This is a genomic window from Calothrix anomala FACHB-343 (assembly GCF_014696435.1).
Classification (GTDB): Bacteria; Cyanobacteriota; Cyanobacteriia; order Cyanobacteriales; family Nostocaceae; genus Aulosira; species Aulosira anomala_A.
In genome coordinates, this window is record NZ_JACJQG010000008.1 from 48,658 (window position 1) to 71,695 (window position 23,038).

The 23,038-nt window shown below is 39.8% G+C and carries 16 protein-coding genes; 7 read left to right on the forward strand and 9 right to left on the reverse strand.

Going from position 1 to position 23,038, the window contains the following annotated elements:
* Positions 1-76: 76 nt before the first annotated feature.
* Positions 77-1,441, reverse strand: coding sequence for an ATP-binding protein (locus tag H6G08_RS06030; RefSeq protein WP_190539631.1), 1,365 nt, complete (start codon positions 1,439-1,441; stop codon positions 77-79).
* 87 nt (positions 1,442-1,528) lie between these two features.
* Between H6G08_RS06030 and H6G08_RS06035 the strand changes: the two genes are divergently transcribed.
* Positions 1,529-1,831, forward strand: a complete 303-nt coding sequence (locus H6G08_RS06035) for a TMEM14 family protein (protein WP_190539633.1) — start codon at positions 1,529-1,531, stop codon at positions 1,829-1,831.
* A gap of 484 nt (positions 1,832-2,315) precedes the next feature.
* Here H6G08_RS06035 and H6G08_RS06040 read toward each other — a convergent pair whose 3' ends face one another.
* Positions 2,316-2,690, reverse strand: coding sequence for a response regulator (locus tag H6G08_RS06040; RefSeq protein ID WP_190539635.1), 375 nt, complete (start codon positions 2,688-2,690; stop codon positions 2,316-2,318).
* A 111-nt stretch (positions 2,691-2,801) separates the two neighbouring features.
* On the reverse strand, positions 2,802-4,367 hold the full coding sequence (locus H6G08_RS06045) for a hybrid sensor histidine kinase/response regulator (protein ID WP_242046082.1): 1,566 nt from the start codon (positions 4,365-4,367) through the stop codon (positions 2,802-2,804).
* A gap of 204 nt (positions 4,368-4,571) precedes the next feature.
* Between H6G08_RS06045 and H6G08_RS06050 the strand changes: the two genes are divergently transcribed.
* Positions 4,572-4,841 carry a hypothetical protein gene (locus H6G08_RS06050; protein WP_190539637.1) on the forward strand — a complete coding sequence of 90 codons (270 nt, stop codon included), beginning with the start codon at positions 4,572-4,574 and terminating at the stop codon, positions 4,839-4,841.
* A gap of 84 nt (positions 4,842-4,925) precedes the next feature.
* Here H6G08_RS06050 and H6G08_RS06055 read toward each other — a convergent pair whose 3' ends face one another.
* Complete coding sequence (locus H6G08_RS06055; protein ID WP_190539639.1) at positions 4,926-9,329, reverse strand: PAS domain S-box protein; 4,404 nt, start codon at positions 9,327-9,329, stop codon at positions 4,926-4,928.
* Between the two features lie 105 nt (positions 9,330-9,434).
* Between H6G08_RS06055 and H6G08_RS06060 the strand changes: the two genes are divergently transcribed.
* Positions 9,435-9,932 (forward strand): DUF3592 domain-containing protein, encoded by a 498-nt coding sequence (locus H6G08_RS06060; RefSeq protein ID WP_190539641.1) that lies wholly within the window; start codon positions 9,435-9,437, stop codon positions 9,930-9,932.
* Positions 9,933-10,534: 602 nt separating this feature from the next.
* Here the strand turns inward: H6G08_RS06060 and H6G08_RS06065 are convergent.
* Entirely contained in the window at positions 10,535-12,811 is a 2,277-nt protein-coding gene (locus tag H6G08_RS06065; RefSeq protein ID WP_190539643.1) for a response regulator, read from the reverse strand.
* 1,181 nt (positions 12,812-13,992) lie between these two features.
* On the opposite strand from H6G08_RS06065, the gene H6G08_RS06070 reads away from it, so the two are divergent.
* From H6G08_RS06070 to H6G08_RS06080, 3 genes are all read left to right on the forward strand, one after another.
* Complete coding sequence (locus H6G08_RS06070; RefSeq protein ID WP_190539645.1) at positions 13,993-15,228, forward strand: phosphotransferase; 1,236 nt, start codon at positions 13,993-13,995, stop codon at positions 15,226-15,228.
* A 224-nt stretch (positions 15,229-15,452) separates the two neighbouring features.
* Positions 15,453-16,541 (forward strand): T3SS effector HopA1 family protein, encoded by a 1,089-nt coding sequence (locus tag H6G08_RS06075; RefSeq protein ID WP_190539647.1) that lies wholly within the window; start codon positions 15,453-15,455, stop codon positions 16,539-16,541.
* A 98-nt stretch (positions 16,542-16,639) separates the two neighbouring features.
* Positions 16,640-17,086 (forward strand): acyl-CoA thioesterase, encoded by a 447-nt coding sequence (locus H6G08_RS06080; protein WP_190539649.1) that lies wholly within the window; start codon positions 16,640-16,642, stop codon positions 17,084-17,086.
* Between the two features lie 356 nt (positions 17,087-17,442).
* Here H6G08_RS06080 and H6G08_RS06085 read toward each other — a convergent pair whose 3' ends face one another.
* The 3 genes from H6G08_RS06085 to menA are packed head-to-tail and all read right to left on the reverse strand — an operon-like array spanning position 17,443 to position 20,773.
* Entirely contained in the window at positions 17,443-18,819 is a 1,377-nt protein-coding gene (locus H6G08_RS06085) for a 2-succinylbenzoate--CoA ligase (RefSeq protein ID WP_190539651.1), read from the reverse strand.
* A complete protein-coding gene (locus tag H6G08_RS06090; protein WP_199322392.1) occupies positions 18,813-19,853 on the reverse strand; it encodes an o-succinylbenzoate synthase in 1,041 nt (346 codons plus the stop codon). Before H6G08_RS06090 ends, H6G08_RS06085 begins: the two co-directional genes overlap by 7 nt.
* A gap of 23 nt (positions 19,854-19,876) precedes the next feature.
* Positions 19,877-20,773: a 2-carboxy-1,4-naphthoquinone phytyltransferase gene (menA, locus tag H6G08_RS06095; RefSeq protein WP_190539653.1), complete on the reverse strand. Its 897-nt coding sequence runs from the start codon at positions 20,771-20,773 to the stop codon at positions 19,877-19,879.
* A gap of 288 nt (positions 20,774-21,061) precedes the next feature.
* Between menA and H6G08_RS06100 the strand changes: the two genes are divergently transcribed.
* A complete protein-coding gene (locus tag H6G08_RS06100) occupies positions 21,062-22,477 on the forward strand; it encodes an isochorismate synthase (RefSeq protein WP_190539654.1) in 1,416 nt (471 codons plus the stop codon).
* A 169-nt stretch (positions 22,478-22,646) separates the two neighbouring features.
* Here H6G08_RS06100 and H6G08_RS06105 read toward each other — a convergent pair whose 3' ends face one another.
* Positions 22,647-22,943 (reverse strand): DUF2288 domain-containing protein, encoded by a 297-nt coding sequence (locus H6G08_RS06105; protein WP_190539657.1) that lies wholly within the window; start codon positions 22,941-22,943, stop codon positions 22,647-22,649.
* Between the last annotated feature and the right edge of the window lie 95 nt (positions 22,944-23,038).

Here is a 23,038-nt window from a genome sequence, read left to right on the forward strand (position 1 = left end):
TGTCATTTGTCATTTGTCAGGGGTTTAAGTGTATTTGGGTTGCATAATTTAGTTTGGTTTATTGATACGTAATTATTTATTCTGGTATAGATGTATGTTTTTTATTGCCGAATACTGATAAATCGGCTTGGAGAAAATCTACAAATTGCCTTGCTGTACGCCCTGAGCGACCATTATGACGAGTTGCCCATTGTAATGCTTGATACTCTAAATCTGCTTGACTAATATCAATTTCTGCTTGTGCTGCTAAATGCCGGACAATTTGTAAATAAGTTTTTTGATCTGCTCCTTCAAAGGTTAAGGTTAAACCAAAGCGATCGCTAAAAGATAGCTTTTCTTGCATGGTATCCCAAACATGAATTTCTTCTTTGTCTTTAGGATTCGGCCTGTCTGCGTAAAACTCGCGGATTAAGTGGCGGCGATTAGAAGTAGCATAAACAACCACATTTTGGGGTTTTGCGGTTAAATTCCCTTCTAAAACTACTTTGAGGGCTTTAAAGGCATCGTCATCTTCTTCAAAGGAAAGGTCATCTACAAAAATAATAAATTTCTGGGGGACTCCGCGCAATTGTTCAACAATTTTGGGTAAGTCTTGTAATTCTGATTTTGTCACTTCTACTAAGCGCAGGTTGCGGTGACTATACTCATTCAGCAAAGCTTTGACTAAAGAAGATTTACCAGAACCGCGACTACCGTAAAGTAAGACATGAAGGGCAGTCTTACCTGATAATAAAAACTCTGTATTTTTTAATAAGCTGTCTCGCTGCATTTCATACCCCGCCAATATATCAAGCTTAATTGGATCGGAATGTTGAATGCCGATAAATTGCCCATTTTGCCAGCGTAAAGCGTGGTACTGTGCAAATATACCCGTGCCAAATTGTTGATAATAAGCGGCTAAATCTTCTACAGTATCAGCCCAATTCTCTGTATGTTGTAGGGAGTTCATCACTTGAGATTTCAGGCTTGTTTCTGATTCTAGTTTATCTTGCTCTCTGTACCAGACAATTGGTGAAACTGGTAAATGGGCTGCGTTTTGTACTAACTCACTTAAGGCTGCGGTACTACATTCATACAAACTCTGCAACACTTGTAAATCATGTTGGACGGCGGCGATTAAAGCCTTGGGGATGTTTGCAAATTCTTCTGTTTGCGCCAGCTTGGTAAAGGGATTTTCTGTGATGAGAATTTGATGAATTAGGTAGTCTTCCCAATTTTGATTTTTTGTAGCTAAGGCGTGAAAGTAATTGCCGTAGGCTTGCAGGCATCCTCTGCCATCAGCATCAGTGTATCGTATAGCTTGCAACAAATCTAGAAAGGCTATCCCCACTTCGCTTTGCAGAACTGACTGGTAAAGTAAAAGTGATGCAGCTTGGCGCTGGAGGAACTGGATTTTGGCATAGGATGAGGTGCTAACCGTAGACATCGCTTGATTATCCATCAATCAATTAGGTGATGAGCTTCCAAAGCTATGGTAAATTGTCCGGTGACCTTTGCTGCAAAGTCAAAATCTACATAGGTTTTAACAATGACATTAGGTATATTTGCCGCTTTTGTCTATGGTACTTTGGCGTTGATTGGTGGCATTATGGGCTATGTTCAAGCTCAGAGTAAGGTTTCACTGATTAGCGGTAGTATTAGCGGTTTATTGATAGTTATTGCGGCTGTTATGCAATTAAATGGTCAGTTTTGGGGTTTATTGCTGGCTACTGTGGTAACGGCTGCTTTAGTGGTTTTCTTTTGCTTGCGGCTGGCTAAAACACGCAAATTCATGCCATCAGGATTAATGGCTAGTTTGGGTATGGTGGCGTTGGTATTGATGATTAAATAGGGCATGGGGCATTGGGCATGGGGCATTGGGCATTGTTTTTAGGGTGTGTACATGAGGTGAGGTAATTTTATAGTACATATATATTACCGTAAAGATGCGCAAATTTTTGGTGATGTCTTTGGCAAACTGAAGGGGGGTGCGGAAATTTACGCTTTTTTATGGGTTATGGAAGTTATGAGGATGGGGAAACTTTAAGGGCGGGGAAACCCACCTGTGTCAACTTAACGTAAAACCCTTATCCTAACTGGCTCCCATGCTCTGCGTGGGAGCGATGATCTGTGGGCTGCCGCCTCAATTTATCAGCTTCCGAGGCGGAGCCTCGCAATACGCATTTCCAGCCGGAGGCTGGAAACGAGATAGAGAAAGGTTTTGAGCTTAAGTTTACACCAATGGGGGAAACCCCGCCCCTACGGTGGGGGATTTAAGGTGATATAAAATACTTGATGGAAAATATCGAATTGGTAAAAGTTGGGATGTTATTTTGTTAATTCCAACCGAGGACTTGACTGATTTGATTGGCTAGTTGTAGGGGGCGGAAGGGTTTAGCAAAGATGGCGGCGACTTCTAAGTTGGCAAAAATTTCGGGTTCGGATTCCTGAAATTTGGCGGTCACTAAAATTACTGGTATATGACTGGTGGCTGGATTTGTCTTGAGTTGTTGTAGGGTTGTGCGTCCATCCATATCGGGCATCATCATATCCAGCAAAATGACTTCTGGTTGATGTATTAGGGCTTGAGTTAAAGCTTCTTTACCAGATGCGGCGGTGAATATGTTCCATTCGGCACTTAATTCTATCCCTAATGTAGCGATCGCTCTTACATCTTCTTCATCATCCACAATCAAAATTTTTCGACTCATGTTAAAAACCTGGCATTTATGTCAAATTCAAGCGATTGTAGCAATCAATCGGGGAAAAGTCGGGGAGATGGGGGACAAATGACAATTGTACAGACGCGATGAATCGCGTCTCTACTGACTCATAACTATTGGTAGACGAATGTAAAAGGTGCTACCTTCTCCTAGAATGCTTTCTGCCCAAATTTTGCCGTCATGTTGCTGTATGATGTTGCGACAAATGGCTAGTCCTAAACCTGTACCGCCTTTTTTACGCGAGTCTGAGGCGTCTACTTGCTGGAAGCGTTCAAAGATTGTTTGTAATTGGCTTTCGGGAATTCCTCTACCTCGATCCTGAACGCTTATTAGCAGAGATGGGAATTTCTGATTTAGGCTTTTAACATAAATTAAATTATCTTTTTGCAGTTCTGCATTTAGCCAAATAGTATCGCCAGGTTCGGAAAATTTAATCGCATTACTTAGTAAATTGGTGAGGGTTTGTAGCAATCTATCAGGGTCGGCATTAAGTTCTATATTTAACGGATTAACAATTATTTGAATTTGCGATTTTTCTGCCATTGCTTGCATGGCTTCTGTCGCTTGTACCATTAATTCGGCGGCGTTACAATTAACTTTGTTCATAAAGACTTTACCCGATTTCATCCGTTCTAAATCGAGAATGTCGTTAACTAAACGAATGAGTCTTTCTGTGTTATTACTGGCAATAGTTAAAACTTTCTTTCCTTGATTGTTTAAAGTTCCTAGTTGATCCGCTCCTAAGATATCTAATGCACCCATAATTGAGGTGAGGGGTGTACGTAATTCGTGACTGACTAAAGAAATAAATTCGTTTTCTAAACGTTTACGTTCGGTAATATCATTGGCAATGATTAAGGCACATTCTACACCTGCTAAATCAATTAATTCTATGGATAATAAAATAATTTTTGTTTCTGAGTATTTGGTAAAAAATTCAAATTCTTGATTGTATAAAGAACCTGTTTGCGGCAACATTTGGATTGTTTGTGTCAGCGATTCGGCTGCGTTTCCTAAATGCAGTTCATCGGCGGTATGTCCAATTACTTCCTCTAAACTGTAACCGCTCATTGTCAAGAAGCAGGGATTAACATCGATAAAACGCCCTTCTTGAATTGTAGCGATCGCAATTGGATTGGGGCTAGAACGAAATGCTTTGCTAAATTTCTCTTCTGCTTGTTGGCGTTCTTTGATTTCCTGCTGTAATTTGGCGTTTTGCTGTTGTAGCTGGGTTTGCAGTTGGCGAATGGTGAGATGATTTTGAATTCTCGCTAATACTTCTTCTACCTGAAACGGTTTGGTTATATAGTCTACTCCGCCAACCGCAAAGGCTTTGACTTTATCGAGTACATCCCCTAAAGCGCTAATAAAAATTACGGGAATTTCACGGGTGAGGGGATTTGTCTTGAGTTGTTGACATACTTCATAACCGTTCATTTCTGGCATATTCACATCCAGCAAAATTAAGTCTGGGGGTGCGGCAGCGGCTCCTCGTAATCCAGTTGTGCCTTTAGTTACACTGCGAACTTTGTAACCCTGGGCAGTCAGCATACTGGATAGGAGATTGAGATTTTCTGGCGTGTCATCGATTACCAGGATATCTGCTTTGGGAGATTTGGCTGGCTGGTTAGTCATGGGGGAATAGGGGCATGGGGCATGGGGCATTGGGCATTGGGCATTGGGCATGGGATTATACTATTTTTCTCAATCTCGGCTACAGATAATTATCCTCCTGCCCCCTGCTATCTATATATATGCTCCTGAATCTCCCCTAGTTTTACCCGATTGTTCTTTACTCTACAAAGTAACCTGACAAAAGTGTGTTTTAGAAAACAGCGTATTACTAGAGTTTGTAGGAAGGATAATCAGATGCTACCCACAAAAACTCACCTTCTGCCGGCTATTATTACTCTCAGCGTTATTGGGTATTTTGTGTGGCCGATGTCTGCTTTCCAATTGAGAGTTAGCCGTGATACCAATCACATGTTTAATCAGCAGATTGATGCTGTAGATGTGAGAAATCGGGTAGAAGTGGAAAATGTGGATTGTCAAGTACCAATTAATCGGGCGAGTAAAAGGGCTATGAGCCAGGTTTTTACGATAGACAAGTCCCAAATTCTGCGACTTCTCAGAAAGTGAGGAGTTTTCCCTGTGTGGGAGTTCCCCTAAAGCGAGATCCAGGGTAGAGACGCGATGAATCTTTAGACGCGATGAATCGCGTCTCTACAATTGTGGGTTGTTTGCCCCATGCCCAATGCCCATGATTTCGATAATTTCATCAAAGCAGAAGCGACGGTTTAAGTTTGTGAGTTCTCTGGCTAAGATGGCTTGAGATTCGGGGATTTGTTCTATGAGTTGGAAAATGCGATCGCCATCTACTTCATTAGCTGCTTGATACAGTTGTGCAATCCAGGTATCTGGCATCATGTTTAAAGATGTGCGTAGGGTAGAAGCAGCAGGGGTTGGGTAATTTTGCGCTGCATCTGGATCTGGGGAATTGCTGTTTTCGGCGTATAGGTAATTTACTCCTAAATGTTCGGCGAGTTTATCAAAAATTAGCTGTTCTCGAAAGGGTTTGCGGATTAAGTCGTTACAACCGGCGGCGAGGATGGTTGATTTTTCTTCTTCAAAGGCGCTGGCTGTGAGGGCAATAATAATAGTTTGATTTTCTTGAGCTTGCGCCTGATTTCTAATTTCTTTGGTAGCTGTATAGCCATCCATCACGGGCATTCGCATATCCATAAATATGACATGGGGTTGCCAAGTTTGCCAAAGTGCGATCGCTTCTTGCCCGTTGTTGGCGCAGGAGACTTGAAAACCAACTTGGCTTAATAATTGAACGATAATCTCTTGGTTATTTGGGGCATCATCTACTACTAAAATTCTATAAGTGGGTTGTGCCGCGACTAAGCCAATTACTTTACCTGTAGTGAATTGTGGTGGTTGTTGCCCAGCTTCGGCTAAAGTTACTAGCAGGTGAAAGCGAAAAGTTGAACCCTGTCCTAAGTTGCTGCTACAGTTCATATCGCCTCCCATTAAGCGGATAAATTGACGGCTGATAGCTAGCCCTAAACCTGTGCCTTCAATGGCTTGGTTACTGCTACTTTGGACAAAGGGCTGAAATAATTTATCCATGTCTTCTGGGGCAATACCCTTACCAGTATCTTCAATTTCAAAATAAAGAATACAGCTTTGCTGTTGCTGATTATCTAGTCTGCGCATGTCCGCAGTAGTACGCAAACTTACTGTGCCTTTTTGTGTAAATTTAACGGCGTTACCTAATAAATTAATTAGTACTTGACGTAATTTACCTTCATCAGCCTTGATATAACGGGGTATATTATCGGCAATTTCAAATCTCAAAGACAGTTGCTTTGCCCTGGCTCGGATTTGGAACATGTCTTGAATAGTTTGTAATAATTGATGCATGTCGAAAGGTTCGGAATGTAAAACGATGCGTCCAGCTTCGATTTTCGACATATCCAAGACATCGTTGATTAAATTCAGTAGGTGTTCGCCACTGCGATTAATTGTTGCTAGGGATTGGCGCTGTTTATCGTTGAGGCTGGTGTCTCGTTCCATTAACTGAGCAAAACCCAGGATGGCATTTAATGGGGTACGTAGTTCGTGACTCATATTTGCCAAAAATGTACTTTTGGCACGGTTGGCGGCTTCGGCGGCTTCTTTGGCACATAACAGTGCTTGTTCTGCTTGCTGTCTGGCTCTACCCATGGCGATGATTTCCCCTACCAATTTCAGCAGGTTGACATCTTCTTGGCTCCAGGTTTTGCTGGAGTGAACCACATTCGCCAATAGTATCCCCATGACTTTGTCACAATGAATCATGGGTACAGCAACAGCAGATTTGACTGAGGTAGCGGTAACAATTGCTCTTTCTATGGGATTGAGGTTTTCTGGTGCAAAGGTAGATTGAATGACTTTACCTTGTAATAAATGCTGATGATATTCCGGGAATTCACTGATAGATAAATGACTGGCTTGATTTGCCATCGGCTCTATTCCTGGTTGATACCATTCATAGAGAAGATAGCATTGGGCTTGATTTTCGGCGTATGCATAAATACAACAGCGTTCGGAACCAATAAATTGGGCGATCGCTTGCAGGGTAAAATTAATTGCTGTATCCAAATCGCGATCGAGAAATTGGCGGGAAATGCTGCTGAGTAAACTTTGAGCTTGAGCGCGGCGTTTTCGAGCTTGTTCGGCTTGTTTGCGATCGCTAATATCCACAATCATAAACTCTAAGCAGGATTCTTCTAAGTTGGGGCGAGCTGACATCAATCCCCATCTCAGTTCCCCATCTTGGCGACGTAATTGAATTTCATAATTACGCACTTCTCCATGCTGTTCAATTTCGGCGAATAAAGCAGCGCGAGCATTGGGATTTACCTGAAATTCTGGTGCGTAGCGTTTACCAACTAAATCAGCAATGTTACTATAACCAATAATTTCTGCACATGGTTGGTTAATTTCTAAAAATAATCCATCTTCTAGGCGACTGCGTCCGATACCGACTAGGGAATTTTCAAAGATATTGCGGTATTTTTGTTCGCTGCGTCGCAGCGCTTCTTCTGCTTGTTTGCGGGAGGTGATATCTGTAGAAATAATCGTGACTATCCAAGAATTTGTCGCTTCATCCCGTACAGAGGTATGGCTAGAATATATCCAATGAACAGTGCCATCTGGATGATTATAACGATATTCTCCCTGATGCGGGCGTCCCGCAAAAATCGCGCCAAAGCATTCTTCTTTGGAGTTTTCCCAATCTTCTGGGAAGATGCGCGAAACTGCTAAGTATTGGTTCGCCATCATTTCCTCGATAGTAAAGCCGCGAATCTTCTCGCATCCGGGAGAACAGTATTCAATTACCCACTCAGAATCAGTGAAGATGCGGTAACGCTCAATGGAAGCAAAGGTACTATTGAGAATGGTATTCAACCTGGCTTCGGAAGCTTGTAATGCAGCTTGGGCTAGTTTTTGCTCGTTAATATCGTGAACTGTGCTGATAATCTGCAAGTTACCTTGAGCATCTTGCATTAGGGCTAAGTTAGCTGTTTGCCATTGCCAGCTACCATCTTTATAGAGCGATCGATGTTCTAGATCGGAAAATCTCTCGCCTGTAGCCATTACCTGTTGCATTGCGGCTACACACTTGGGTAAGTCTTCCGGATGGATAAATGCTGCATAAGGTTTTCCTTCGATCTCCGCCGGATAGTATCCAGTAATATTTAATACATTAGGAGAAGCATAGGAAATAATACGATCTGAGTTAACTAGGCAAATAATTTCATTAGCATTTTCGACAATATTGCGGAACTTAGCCTCACTTTCTCGCAAAGCGGCGGCAGTGCGTTTCTGATTGCTAATATCTGTAGCAATCACCGTTACTACCCAAGAATTTGTCTGTGTATCTCTGACAGAAGTGGAACTACAAGAAATCCAACGCCAGCAGCCATCGGGGTGGAGGTAGCGATATTCACTTTCATAGGGAAGTTCAGCAAAAATGGCGTTAAAGCCTGCTGTTATCTCAACTTCTAAGTCTTCCGGAGCAATTCGCGACAGTAAAAGATTTTTATCGGCGATTAATTCTTCTGGGGAATATCCCCAAAGCTGGATACTACCAACAGAACAGTATTCAAAATGCCAATTGTTATTAGTATAAACTCGGATACGATAGATAGCGGCTAGGGCACTGCTAAGAATGGCGTTTAGTCTAGCTTCTGAGGCTTTCAGGGCTTCTTGGGCGAGTTTCTCGGCTGTAATATCGCGAAACGTCCAAACTCTACCGAGAATATTGTCACCTAATTTTTGCGGGCAAGAATAACGCTCAAATATTCTCCCATCTTTAAATTCTAACAAATCGTAACTATTAGCTTCCGGGGTAGCGTATAGTTGTTTAACTTGCTCTAAAAATTCCGTCGGATTTTTTAATTGATGGGCAAGATAGGCGATACGTTTACTTTGTTCTGGTTCTGCTAAAATTTCTGGAGGAATTGACCACATCTCCAAAAATACAGAGTTATAACTGACAATATTACCTTGGCGATCGACGGCTAATATGCCATCATGAATTGATTCAAAAGTCGCCTGTAATAGTGATAGAGAAGATTCTAATTCTGCTTGAGCTTGTTTACAGCTAAGGGAATCATTAGCAGTTTCTACCATCAAGGATAATTTTGCTGCGCTTGATTCTAAAGCTGAGGCTGTAAGGTGACTTTGGGTAATATCTCTAATAATGATTATGGCGGTAGCATCGCCTTTTGCTGTGGTACAAATACCAGAAATTTGCCAGATAAAACTTTGTGCTTTTAGCTTCACTTCATAGTTTGTCGTTTCATACTTTCCCTGATGTAACAAAATATGGGGATATGCTTCTAAGGCTATGGGTTGTTGAGATTGTTGCAAAACTATGAGTTCATCAAATCTCCAGCCAATGATGTCTCTATCCTGGCCATTGAGCAAATGAGCAAAAGCGGCATTACACCATTGTACTGCTTGGTCTGCGCCTACCCAAACTACAGCATCCGCGATCGCTCCCAGGGTAAGTTGCATTTTGCTGAGTATCGCCTGTAATTGATGGATTTCCTCGATAGTTTCCCCAGTCATAGCCATTTCTTAATAAAGGTTTTTGGAAATCTCCCCTACTTTTCCCCGATTAATCCCTAAGTTATCAGGTAGTTAAGTAAATATGTTACAAGCTCAACAAATCCTATGAGTAAAGCTCTTAAGTTGATTGGTTCGGTTATGGCTGGTATGGGCAGTATATGTAGTGTTATAGGTGTTGTCGATGCATTAGATACCCGCTCTTTTATGGCTTCATCAATCCAAACACAAGGAACAGTAGTTGATGTAGTCAGACGTTCATCAAGAGATAATAAGGGACGTATATCATACTTTTACTATCCAGTTGTCAAATTTACACCAGCCTCTGGTGAAGAGACAATATTTGAATCAGATACAGGTAGCAATCCACCAAGTTATTCTCAGGGTCAGTCAATAAACATATTATACAATCCGCAACAACCTAATGCTGCTAGAGAAAACTCTTGGTTTACTCTGTGGGGATTTCCAGCTATATTTACCGGCATCGGGTCAATTTTTGTAGTAATTGGCGGAGCTTTACTATTAGTTAAAATACCCGAACCACAGCAAGTAGATTTTGATTTTGACGCTCATTTTAATGATGATAGTTTTGGCAAGGACTTCTAAAAAGCCGGAAAAATCTCGGTATTAACTTACATTTATTAGTAATTAAACAGATAGATTATTAGGGGTTTAGCAATGCTCATTGGTGTCAAATTAAGCTAAAAATAGCTTCTGTCTTAGCTTTGTCAAACGCCTTGGAATGAATTCCAAGGCTAATAGCCAAAGTCATCTAAAGATGACTAAATATCCTCAAAATCTTGAGTCTACTTTAGTAGACTTTGGCTATTAGCAAGGAACTAAAGTTCCTTTTATTGTCAAACATGGCGATTTTTGAGCAAGCAATATACTTTTTTATCTGCGGAAAACACTAAAACAAGTAAGCGATATACCTTTTCACTTGCGGAAAACACTAAAATGAGTGCGCGATATACTTAAACGAGTAAGTGATAAGGCTTTTTGAGTAGGTAAAATAGTATTTTACTTGCGGAAAACACAATAATGAGAACTCGTTAAGGCTTAATGAGTAGGTGAAATGGCTTTTTGCCTACTAAAAACAGGAAAATGAGTACTTGATTTAGATAAACGAGAAAGCGATCGCAATTTCTCTTTACCAAAAATTTAAAAATGAGTCCTGAATATGTGTAAATGATAAAGCTGGCGCACAGTCAACAGTCAACAATCTTTGCTACAGCATTTTGATACAAAGCCTGGATACTCAACCCATCTTGAGGATACTCAACTACAGCATAATTGCACAGACTTTGAAAGCGATCGCCATTAACATCTGTAAAGATTTGTTGCCGTAGCGTTGTCAAAATTTCCGTTAAGCGATCGCATACTTCCAATTTTGTTAAGCTAGATATCCCAATTGCAAATTCCCCATTACCCCAATAACCCAATATTTCCCCACTACGAAAGGCTGATTGTAAAATCTTGCTCCATCTTTGTAATACTTGATGACCAGCTTCATGACTATACTTAATATTAATTTGCCCTAGATCGCTCACACAAAGCAACGCCATACAAACTAACTCGCGATTTAGCTGCGCTTTATCCAGCATTTGTTGTAATTCTCTGCTAGACTGAGGCTGATTTTTCAATCCTGTTAATGCATCTTTAAAAGATAATGTTTGCCATAAGCGATTACGTTCTAAACGCTGTAAAATCCGGGTAATTAATTCTGCACCAACTACAGGTTTTACCACATAATCATCGCCACCGGCGGCAAAAACTTGCTGTACAGTTTCAATATCCCGGCGTGCAGTTAAAAATAAAATTGGTAAATTCTGCCATTGTGGATCTGTACGTACCGCCTGACAAAGTTCAATACCATTTATTTGCGGCATTTCTACATCTAAAATTACTAAATCGGGCGTTACTGATTGCATAACATCCCAAAATTGTAATGGATCGCTTAACCCTGTCATCCGCATTCCCCAAGGCTCAAGTATTGAGCGTAAAGCATCAAGAATTACAGGATCGTCATCTATAACTAAAATATTGACTGCTGTTTTAATAGTTTGCTGTAAAACTTTCCCAGCGATATTCCAGATTTTTGCGGCTGTAGTCGGCTTAACTAAAAACCCTCTTCCCCCAGCACGCGCAACTGTGACTCTATCTAATATAGCGTCAGCATTGGCTAAGACAATCACGGGTATTGATGGCGTGCGGTTAGCTAATTCTGCTAATAATGTGAGACTTTCTTCTCGCGTGCCTACATCATCTACATTTAAAATCACTAAATCTGGTGATGCCGTTTTTAAATGATTTTTCGCATCATGAATTGTCGCTATTTGCTGCCACTCACCTGTAGATGTTAATTGTTGTAATTGGGTAAAAAGTTGTAAATCTGTGTCAATTAATAATAAGCGGTTAGTTGGAGAAGCATTAGCAATATATTTATTAGTATGTAAATTTAATAAGTTTTCTAACTGTTGAATTAAAGATAATAATTCCTGGGTTTTTAATATAGATAAATCGCCCTCTCCGTTGAGAATCTTTTCAATTTCTCGTGAGATTTGCGTGCCACTTTCCAATTCAAACATCCCCAACACACCCGCTAATTTATGTGCAGCTTGTGCCGCAGATTGGCGTAATTCTGAAGTTAAATTAGCGGTTTTAATTGCAGTTGCAGCTTGTTGAATTATCTCCAGCCGTTGCATCATTAATCCTTGATACTTGTTCCATAAACCAGTCATTGCTGTTTGGAATTGCTGGTTGACAGCTTTTGCAGTATCAGTTGTTGCAATTGGCGTTTTTGGCGTTCCTTCTGGGGGAGGATTGAGACGATAACCCACCCCGTAAACATTTTCAATCCAATTACCTGCACCAACAGCTTTGAGTTTCTGGCGCAACCATTTAATATGAGACTTGACGGTTTCTTCTTGGGGTGGATCGTCAAAACTCCAAAGATGCTCGATGATATTCCCCCGACTAAATACCCGTGTTGGGTTGCGCATTAACAGTTCTAAGAGGCTGTATTCTTTTGGTGTTAAATCTAAAAGTTTGCCATTGTAACTCACCTCATGAACACTCGGATCTAAGCGCAGAGAAGCAATTTCTAGCACTGGGTTGCGACTAACTTCACCGCGACGCAGTAACGCCCTAACTCGCGCTTGCAACTCTTCTAAATCGAAGGGTTTAATGAGATAATCATCTGCACCTGCATCTAAACCACGGATGCGATCGCTTGTAGCTTCCCTTGCTGTCATCAACAAAATTGGCGCTGCACAGCCACTAGAACGCAGCCTTTGACAGAGAGTGATACCATCTAATTTCGGTAACCCTACATCTATCATAATTAGGTCATAACTGGCGCTTTGGGAATATTCCCAACCTATTTGTCCATCTTTGGCAATTTCCACAACATAATGTTGTTTATTTAAAGATTGCGACACAATACTTGTTAATACTTCATCATCCTCAATGAGCAAGATTCTCACTACCCAATCCTTTGTTCTACAGAGGGTCATACCCCTTAATGCTCTTGAGATAATTGTGTAGTATTTTTACTGTTATGTGTAATTAATTTTGATTAGTCTTAACTAAGCAATAATAGGACTTACGCACACTCTACAAATTCTTCTCCCAAGGGGAGACGCTTCGCGAAGGCGTTCTTGGCGTCTTGGCGGTTCAATAAATTAAGCTTTTTGGCAATTTTTGCGTAAGTCCTGAATAATTTACCTGAGTAATCAAAGACAGAAATAAAACTCAAGTAACAGGCTACTTGCGGGTTGAATATTTGCTTATTACTTATACTCTGTTAAAACCATGAGTTGCAAAAGTCACAGCTTACCGTACATTCCAGTAAGAATGATTTAAATTTAACCAAAAAAAAATCATAACTACCCATTTAAAACATCCGGTTTGCTTGGCTTTTTGCTGTTAAATGAAAATATGAATGCTGAAATTAATGTTTTGTGCGTTGAGGAGTCTGAGTGATTGTGAACGATGCTAAACCGGGAATAAATGTCATACGAGATACATTTTTTCTAACATTTAGATACACAAATTTTTAGCATCGAATAACTTTAAGAACTAATAGACTTTTCTTAGTTACTTATTGCACAGTTAATAGTTTTTCATTGCTAACAACATGGTAGCAGGCAGAAACGACAAGATTTCATGTAAATTTATTGTGCGCTTTTAGCCTTGCTACTGAATTAGATTCCCAAACAACAGACGCGATTAATCGTGTCTCTAACAAACTACTGACATAGTTAGCAATTACACCAGGGTTTAACACCACGAACTGAGCTAGTACGAACTCGGTAAGCAAAAAATTGCGGTATGAATAAAATCATAAATTTGATTGACAGATTTTGAGCCGCTAAAAATAGCGCTGGCACAAAATACACAACCGCAATTATTTATATATACCTAAGTAAATAGACCAAAAAATGTAAAGATTGGTCGATTTTTGCCGTGAGTTTGTAAAGGAACAGTAAAGGATATATCGGCATTTTGGCAGGTTTTGCTAGGAGATATCGGATATTAATAGATTGTACGAATAGTTATTGATATTCATACACATAGTTGCTATCTACCGAAAACTCCTAGAGCTAGGTTCATCCTAAAATAGGTGAATTTGTCAGCAATTTTACTTAGCAGGAAATCATCATACATGGTATTAACACTGTCTTCTCAAAACGTTATCCAGTATCTGCAAGATGCAGGGCTGTGTAGCTCAGAAGATGGAACAGCAAATGAATCTGAGTTACCAGATGGTAGTAAAAATTTCAATTTATTAGTTAATCGGGTAGGTAATAGCAAACTACTAGTTAAACAAGAACGTCAGCAAAATCCAGCAGAAACACCTCATGAGTTTTTCAATGAGTGGTTGTTTCACCAATTGCTACAACAGTTTCCGGTGATTGGTAATATTTCTGCGATCGCATCTTTAGTAGTACATTTTGATGAGGATAATTCCATCCTTGTCCGCAACTACTTAAGCGATTATCAAGAACTAGGGGATTTTTATCATAAAAGCGATATTTTTCCCCAAGAAATTGCTCAAGCTATTGGTACGACATTAGCAGCGCTACATCGTGCGACTTTCAACCGCCGAGAGTATCGCGATTTTATGGCGACTGCACCCCAAGGACAATTTCGCTATCATTTCTATAATCCCGCCCAAGGTATCGAATCGATTACACCGGAGATTTTTGGCAGAATTCCCAGCGCCGCCTTAAAGTTTTATACTCTATGTCAGCGTTACGAAAGCTTAGAATCGGCAATTGCAGACTTAGCCTATGAATGGAATCCTTGCTGTCTCACTCATAACGATTTGAACTTAACCAATATTTTGGTGCATTCGCGCTGGCAGCAGCTTGATAATTGCTTGGTAAGATTAATTGATTGGGAAGCTTGCTCATGGGGAGATCCCGCCTTTGATTTAGGTAGTATCATCGCCAGCTATTTACAAATTTGGCTTTCAAGTTTGGTAGTAGATTCCTCTTTAACATTAGAAGAATCGCTGCATCTGGCGGTAATACCGTTGGAGATATTGCAACCTTCAATTCTGGCTTTAATCAGGAGTTATCTTGATGCTTTCCCGATGATTTTAGAATACCGTCGCGATTTTATTTTGCGCGTAGTCCAATTTGCTGGATTAGCCTTAATTCATCAAATTCAAGATAAAATTAAATGTCGTAAAGACTTTGATGATAGCGACATTTATGTGTTGCAAGTTGCCAAAAATTTATTGACTATGCCAGAAAAAGGCGTGCTAACTGTTTTCGGAATTTCCGCAGCAGAAATATTGCCACCTGTGGTGAAAGTCGAGAAAGTTACGCAGCCAGAACGCGAGAAGCAATTAGTTCGCCTTTATTACGAAAAAACCCGCCTACGTGGTTGTTAAGCTATATTAGCCGAACTATATAACATGCAAAATATTAACTTTTGCATTTGAAGTTTTTATTCTATTTCCTCACACAGAATATTCTATTACTTGACGTTGGTATCAGGGAAGTCCGCTATTGACTATATGTTGGTTGTTGCATACCAATTCTGCATGACGAATTACAAATTACGAATTACGAATTGGTAAACATTCCCCCTTCTGAATTTTGAGGTTTTAATTCAATGGTATATTCTTCTGTCGATCAACCACTGACTTCGCTGTTTGATATTGCTAGCAATATTCAAATTGAATCGAATTTTTCGATTCATCACCCAAATTATCAGCCTTTTGCTTTACCAGCGAAAGTAGCAGACAGATTTCAGCAAAATTCGCCAGATTTGCAGCACAAGTATTTAACTTTGTTATTGCGGAATTTTCTGTATGGTATCTATTACAACGGATATCTGCAAAATATTTTGGCAGTTAATGGTGATGCGACACAGAATTTACCACACCAAAATTTAGAAAATAGTTCCGCTTTAGGAATTGATGGGGAATTTTACGAACGCCTACACAATTGCAATCACGGTACTGGTTATTTTGATCCGAATTGGGAAGTATTGCGTCAAGAACCTGATGGTAGTATTGCTGTAATTAAAGGTGGTTTAACTTTATATATTGAGCCAGATTGTCATCTTAAACCCCAATCTCGCAAAGCTAAACCTGGTGATGTAGTAGCAATATGGATGCCAAAAAATCGCATTCAAAACGGCTGTTATTTAGCAGTCAGCAATTTTGGACAACTAAAACAAGATAATCCAGATGCAGATTTAGGTACAGGACGAATCTATTTTAATATCACACCATTTGGTGCGATCGCGCTTATGGATAGTCTGACAATGGAACTCAACGAAGCTGGTATTCCCTTTAGTTTCCAAGTTCCCTACAATCCCTCGGCATACGAACGCTACGATTCTGGGATACTTTATTTTGAACCTCACAACTATTCAGCGATTCGTGAAGTTTTGCAAACTGTTTATACAGAACATGAATCGCATTTTAACCCCGAAATTCCCTTATTTACCAAATATTTAGCCCCAGGATTGGGTTTAGCTGAAGAACCAATTAAAAAGTTTGCTGCACAAGAAAGTTTTGGCATGAATCGTTGTCAAATTGTTGCCAATGGTTTACTCGAAGCTTGGCAAAATGGTAAGAATGCTTTAGACGAACGGATGTACGCCATTAACCGTCACTTTAACAGACATTTAGTAGATGTACAGCGTCCTTACCTCAATCCTCGTTCTGAAGATATTTACTCTCCGTTACATTAATTGTTGTGTTTGGGCTACAAAATACTGAGTTACGGTAAGATGATTTAAAGCAGGCGATCGCCTGCTATTTTTATGCTGAAATTTTTGCATCAATAAATATGCCATTCACTTATAACCGTAGCGTTCGCTTTCAAGATACCGATGCTGCTGGAGTAGTGTATTTTACGAATATTTTAGGGATTTGTCATGAAGCTTACGAAGAATCTTTAGAAGCAGCAGGTATTGATTTAAAAGCTTTTTTTAGCAACCCTGCTATGGCTTTTCCCATTGTTCATGCTAATGTGGATTTTTTGCGTCCTATATTTTGTGGTGATAAGTTGTTAGTTAATTTAATGCCACAAAAATTAAGCGGTGAAAAGTTTGAAATCGCTTATGAAATTTCTTTGGCTGATGTGTTAGTGGCTAAGGCGATTACTCGTCATGTTTGTATTGATGTGAGTAGTAGAAGTAAGCAGGAATTGCCTAGTGAAATAATTAATTGGTTGGAAATGAACCGCAGAGACGCAGAGGAAGCAGAGAGAAGAAAGGCTAGAGAAACGATGTAATTCGTAATTCGTAATTCGTAATTCGTAATTATTTTGTAGGGAGTATTACAATACGGTTTAGTTAAAGATAATTGTAGGTTGGGTTGAGGAACGAAACCCAACATTTCCAGGGGTTTGTTGGGTTTCACTTCGTTCAACCCAACCTACGCAGCTGAGTTGTGAGAATATTTTTTTAATGAACCGCCTTCTCTGCGAGAGGCTTCCGCCAACGCGCAGCGTCTCGCAGAGAAGACGCCAAGTACGCCAAGGATAAGAGAAAAAAATGAGAATTGGTAAATTTCAAAAATGATTTAGGATTGTTATAGTAGTGAAATTTGTAATTTGTAGGGTGTGTTATGCCGGAGGCTAACGCACCTTTAAATTTTAACGGTACTTGGCGCTGCGCCTGCTATTTGATGTAGTTGCTGGCGGTTAATTTTACCTTGAGAATTGCGAGGTAATTCAGGTACAGAAATCCAGTGTTTTGGTATCTTAAATTTGCAGAGTTTATCTTGAATCGCTGTTTTAATGTGTAATGCAGTATAAGCTTCTTTAGGTACATAAATTGCTGTTAACGCTTGTCCCCAATGATTATCTGGTACACCAATTACACAAATATCATTAACCATTTGGGTAGTTCTAATAACCGATTCCACTTCACAGGGATATATATTTTCACCGCCGCTAATTATTTTGTCACTATTCCGCCCGATAATATTTAAATAACCTTGTTCATCTAAAAATCCAATATCATCAACTGAGAAATTCTGCCGATTATCCCAGAGATTTGGATAGTAACCAAGGGCTAAAGATTTAGCCTGAATAGTGATATTACCTAGTTGATTGTTATCTAAAATCTCGCCATTTTGGTTGCGAATTATTACTTGAGCATGAGGCAGAATCTGACCAGAATTAACTTTACCACCAAGAAAATCATCAGGTTTCAAGGTAGCAATTTGTGAGGCGGTTTCTGTCATCCCATAGGTTGGTGCTAATCTAATATGATGAAATCGAGCTTTTTCTAATAATTCATCCCATGCTGGCGCACCGCCTAGCATTACAGTTTGAAATTGCGATAACCAATTAGTTAAATTAGGGTTTTGTAGTAGTCGCTGTAATTGGGTTGGCACTAAAGATAGGAAAAAATCTGATATATCTATATTATATATATGACCGGATTCTAATGATTTAAATGGTAAAATAGCTAGTTTACCGCCAGTAGTAAAAGAACGCATAAACTGCATTAAACCACTTACATGATAAAGCGGTAGTACACAAAAAGAGTTAATATAATTTAAATTAAAATACTGTTTAAATCCTTGAACAGAAGCGACAAGAGTATCCCAAGTATGAATGGCGAACTTAATCTTTCCTGATGAGCCACCTGTGGGAATCATAATCCAATTGGGGATTTTAGATTGAGGCTGATAAATTTTTGGGGATATATTTATCACTTCAGTTGCCCAAATAATATCAGGTTGAACTATATCAAAAACTTGTTCCCATTCCTGTGTTCCCCAATCAGGGTTACAGAGAAATACAGGACAATTAGCACTACAAGCTGCGATAAAACCTGCTAAAAATTTCTCTGGTTGGCGTTCCGCTAAAATAATTTTTGGTGTTGTACCTGATGCACAAAAATTGATGAGTTCTAAATAAAATTCTTCTGCTAATTGCTGTAATTGCAGACTATCGCCACCAATTAGCCAATCACGCAAGCCTAAATTTCTCAAATCGTTTAAAGGGTTTACCATAAACTTTCAAGCCAAGTATCTTCTTGTTGTTCAAACCAGTGGTTAGTACCAAAACCCAATGCCCGGTTATGCTGAGATAATTCTGCTGCTAGCTGGAGTGCGGCTTTTCTACCGATCGCAGTTTCAAATACTGATGAAAACACCGCATCAATGTTATATTGTCGGCAAAACTGTCTTAATTTGGATGGTGAACCCGCGATCGCAGGTTTAATGACAAAAATCCCTCGCCAACCTTGCTGATAAGCAGCTTTAAGCTGGGCGATGGTGGCGACAGATTCATCTAAAGCGATCGCAGTTTTATACATTTGACTCAGCTGCAACATCCCTGCAAATTCCGCCACAGCTAGCGGTTGTTCAATAAATTCCATCTTTTCGCTAAATTTATCGCAATTTTCCAGCCATAACTGGGCTTCTGAATAATTCAACCCACCATTCGCATCTAATCGTAGTTTTGCGGTATCTGGTAAGCTGCGAATTAGTAAATCAAAAATTGCCAGTTCTTGCGCGATCGCATCAACGCCAATTTTCCATTTAAACGTGCGATATCCTTCCTCCCAAAGATTCTGCCATGCATTTAATGCCCCTTGTTTAGCGGGAAGTAGGGCGCTGTAATGGGGCATGGGGCATGGGGCATTGGGCATGGGGCATTGGGCATGGGGCATTGGGCATTGATTATTACCCTTTGTCGCCAATTCTTCCAATGCTGACTCAAAACCAAATTGACAGGCGGGTAAATCATCGGGAATGGTGAAAATTTCCTTGGCTGTAATTTCTTGGGGTAATTGGTGACAAAAATCTAAAGCTTGTGTGAGAGTTTCCGAACCAAACCAGCTAATAGGCGCAATTTCACCGAATCCCATCCTAGCTGCATCATCAATCAGCCGAATAATAATGCTTTCGCGGATATCCCAGTTACCATGACTCGTGGTAAGCGATCGCAAAAACTTCCGCGCGAGCGGCCTAAATTCAAATTTGTAAGTCACATTATCAATAGCTAATGGAGACGCGATTAATCGCGTCTGTACAATTTTCATTTGTCTCCCTTCACACCTAGCCTCTACAACACAAACCCGACGCCCAATAGCAAACAACTCCAAAAATGAACGGCGACGGCGATAAATTTACAATTGCTTACCTTGTCTGGTTGGTTGTGATTTTGCTGCACGTGGCGACATAACTTAAAGGCTGAGGGTAAACTTAGCCAACTTAACAATGTCCAAGCTGGAAAAACTCCCCACAATACCAAAATCAAGCTGAGGGGGTAAATACTGGCGGTAAACCAAGTCAGGAGTTGCGAACCTTTATCAGTTCCTAAGCGGACAATAGGCGATCGCTTTCCGGCGGCTATGTCATCGTTAACTTGGTGAAAGTGGGAGCAAAACAAAATTAAACTAGTAACAATGCCAACTATGACCGAAGCTAGTAAGCTGGTTGTTGACCAAGTTTGGGTTTGGCTGTAGTAGGCTGCACTCACTGCCAAGGGCCCAAAGGCAAAAAAACAGAGAATTTCACCTAAACCCTGGTATCCTAAACGAAAGGGAGGCCCTTGGTACATATAGCCCAAACCACAGCAAAGCAGAATTAACCAAATTACAGTTAGGTCTTGTTGCCAAATTGCGATCGCTAGAATGCCCAGCAAACCTAAAATTAAGCACAGATTTCCTAACCAAAATACTGCTAATTTTTTCCCTGTTAAATTTACCAATGAATGGTGTTTATTTTTATCTATACCCGTTTCCGAATCAAAAACATCATTACTGATATTTTCCCAGGCTAAAATTAAAATTGCCGCCGCAATAAAAGTAGAAAATATTGCCCCATTAAAAATTTTTGTTTCTGCAAATGCTACGGTTGTTCCTACCCAAATAGGCATAATGGCAACGCTATACATTGGCGGTTTAATCGCCGCCATCCATAACTTGCCTTTGGGATATAAAATCTGCTTTGTAGTCATCAGCCGTGGTTAACTAAATTGCCATAAGCTTATACATCTTTAGATTTTATTATTTTGTGAGACACCAAATATTGCTAATTTGCAAAAAATTTGGGTTTTTACTCGCAGCATATTCTCAAATTGCAGCATAAAACTGAGCATGGCTTGTCGTGGTCTTGCAACACCGAAAACAAGGCAAACCATACTCTGGTGAAATGGCGACTTAATATGTTACCTGTAAGAATACATGACCATGTTTAATTGCACTTTAGGAAGATAACTTAAAAAAAATTTACTATTACTAGATCCATGACAGTTTCACCATGTCGTCACAACCTCTTTGTAGATCGCAAAGGCCTCTACCAATTTCTGGAAGGAGTGCAGCAAAATTGCCTGACAAATAATAGTAGGCAAATCGTCAGTATCTCTCTAGAAATTGACTTGGTCGATCCTTTAGTGATCTTGGATACAATTTCTCAAGTGAATGAGATAAATTTTTATTTTGAAAATAAGGGTAAAGGAGAAGCGATCGCCGCGATTGATTCTGTAGCCGACTTACATATTGATGGCAGCGATCGCTTCAGTAAAGCCGAATATTTTATCAAAAATTCTCTCAAAAATATTATTAGCTTTGGAAATAATAACAAACCTTTTTCAGGGCCGCATTTTTTCTGTTACTTCAGCTTTTTTAATCAAAATTTTCAAGCAGATTATCCCTTTTCATCGGCAACCATTTTTCTCCCCCGTTGGCAAATTTCTGTCAAAAATCAATCTTGTATATTGGTAATGAATTCAGTGATGAATGCCAGCGTTAATATTTCTAAATTAATCCAAACTCTATTTAATAAAATCGAAATCATCAGTTCTTTAAAATATCACTCGCCTAAAATTGATAATTTTCCCGGAAATTATCAAAAAACCTCTGTTACCAACGCCGATCATTTTAAAAATTCTGTCTCATCTGCTTTAAATAAAATTCATGCTAAACATTTAACTAAAGTTGTGTTAGCAGATGTTTTAGATGTCAAATCTAGCAATCATTTTAATCTATTTAAATCTTTAAATAATCTCCGAGAAATCCATCCAAATTGCTATATTTTTTCTACAAGTAATGGTAAAGGACAAAACTTTATTGGCGCTAGTCCCGAACGTTTAATTAGCATTCGTCAACAGCAGTTAATTACTGACGCTTTAGCAGGTTCCGCACCCAGAGGTAAAACACCTGCGGAAGATGCAGCAAACGCCAATAGTTTAATTAATAGCGAAAAGGAAAAACACGAACATTCCCTAGTAATTGATTATATTACTCAGCGCCTCTCGCACATCGGCTTATTACCCCAGGTATTACCGCCACGTTTACGACAGTTAACCAACATTCAACATTTATGGACACCCATTAGCGCCATAGTTCCACCTAATGTCCATCCTCTCAAGATTGTCGGACAATTGCATCCTACACCGGCTGTAGCTGGCGCAGCGCGGGATATTGCTTGCGCAGAAATCCGCCGTTACGAAAACTTTGAGAGAGGTTTATATGCTGCGCCTTTAGGCTGGGTAGACTCTCACGGTAACTGCGAGTTTATTGTGGGTATTCGTTCAGCGCTAATAGATGGCGATCGCGCTAGGTTGTATGCTGGTGCTGGTATCGTTGCCGGTTCCGACCCAGAAAAAGAATTTGCAGAGGTACAATTGAAACTTCAGGCTTTATTAAAAGCTTTAGTTTAGCTAGAAATTATTTTTAAAATCAACCTTAAATTGTAGGGTGCGTTATCGCTTCAGCGTAACGCACCGTGTAAATATATTGATTGTGTTAAAGTTATATTTGCATTGATAAGATATATAAAAATTGAAGGTGCGTTAGCCTGCGGCATAACACACCCTACCATTTTTTAGATTAACTATTTACCATTTCCTGTACTATTACGTATGGCTGAACAATCAGCGTTTGAAACCGTTTTTGGGGATTACTATTCCATTCTCCTAACTGTTCTGTCGAAGGTTTAGTAATTAATTGCTCATCAATCCATATTTGTACTTGGGGAATATTATCGCTTGCGATCGCAACTCCCACATCTAACAAGTCTAACCCTTGTGCTACTACAATTACTGCATCTCTTTTGACATGAGGAATTAGCCATTCCCATTCTGCCTCATCTAAATTCTCTGTCAAATCTGCTCTTAAGTCTGGCATAAATCCTCATCTTTTTATCAGCCTCAATTTAATTGTACATTTTTGTAAACACCAAAAACAAATGACTGTCGCTTCGCTCCAATTCAAAATTCAAA

Bases quoted from the DNA above. Each gene is read 5' to 3' on its own strand.
- H6G08_RS06080 (WP_190539649.1), top strand. From the start codon at position 16,640: ATGCCATTCACTTATAACCGTAGCGTTCGCTTTCAAGATACCGATGCT.
- H6G08_RS06030 (WP_190539631.1), bottom strand. From the start codon at position 1,441: ATGGATAATCAAGCGATGTCTACGGTTAGCACCTCATCCTATGCCAAA.
- H6G08_RS06075 (WP_190539647.1), top strand. From the start codon at position 15,453: ATGGTATATTCTTCTGTCGATCAACCACTGACTTCGCTGTTTGATATT.
- H6G08_RS06045 (WP_242046082.1), bottom strand. From the start codon at position 4,367: ATGCCCCATGCCCCATGCCCCTATTCCCCCATGACTAACCAGCCAGCC.
- H6G08_RS06090 (WP_199322392.1), bottom strand. From the start codon at position 19,853: ATGAAAATTGTACAGACGCGATTAATCGCGTCTCCATTAGCTATTGAT.
- H6G08_RS06035 (WP_190539633.1), top strand. From the start codon at position 1,529: ATGACATTAGGTATATTTGCCGCTTTTGTCTATGGTACTTTGGCGTTG.
- H6G08_RS06060 (WP_190539641.1), top strand. From the start codon at position 9,435: ATGAGTAAAGCTCTTAAGTTGATTGGTTCGGTTATGGCTGGTATGGGC.
- menA (WP_190539653.1), bottom strand. From the start codon at position 20,773: ATGACTACAAAGCAGATTTTATATCCCAAAGGCAAGTTATGGATGGCG.
- H6G08_RS06070 (WP_190539645.1), top strand. From the start codon at position 13,993: ATGGTATTAACACTGTCTTCTCAAAACGTTATCCAGTATCTGCAAGAT.
- H6G08_RS06055 (WP_190539639.1), bottom strand. From the start codon at position 9,329: ATGACTGGGGAAACTATCGAGGAAATCCATCAATTACAGGCGATACTC.
- H6G08_RS06050 (WP_190539637.1), top strand. From the start codon at position 4,572: ATGCTACCCACAAAAACTCACCTTCTGCCGGCTATTATTACTCTCAGC.
- H6G08_RS06085 (WP_190539651.1), bottom strand. From the start codon at position 18,819: ATGGTAAACCCTTTAAACGATTTGAGAAATTTAGGCTTGCGTGATTGG.
- H6G08_RS06105 (WP_190539657.1), bottom strand. From the start codon at position 22,943: ATGCCAGACTTAAGAGCAGATTTGACAGAGAATTTAGATGAGGCAGAA.
- H6G08_RS06040 (WP_190539635.1), bottom strand. From the start codon at position 2,690: ATGAGTCGAAAAATTTTGATTGTGGATGATGAAGAAGATGTAAGAGCG.
- H6G08_RS06100 (WP_190539654.1), top strand. From the start codon at position 21,062: ATGACAGTTTCACCATGTCGTCACAACCTCTTTGTAGATCGCAAAGGC.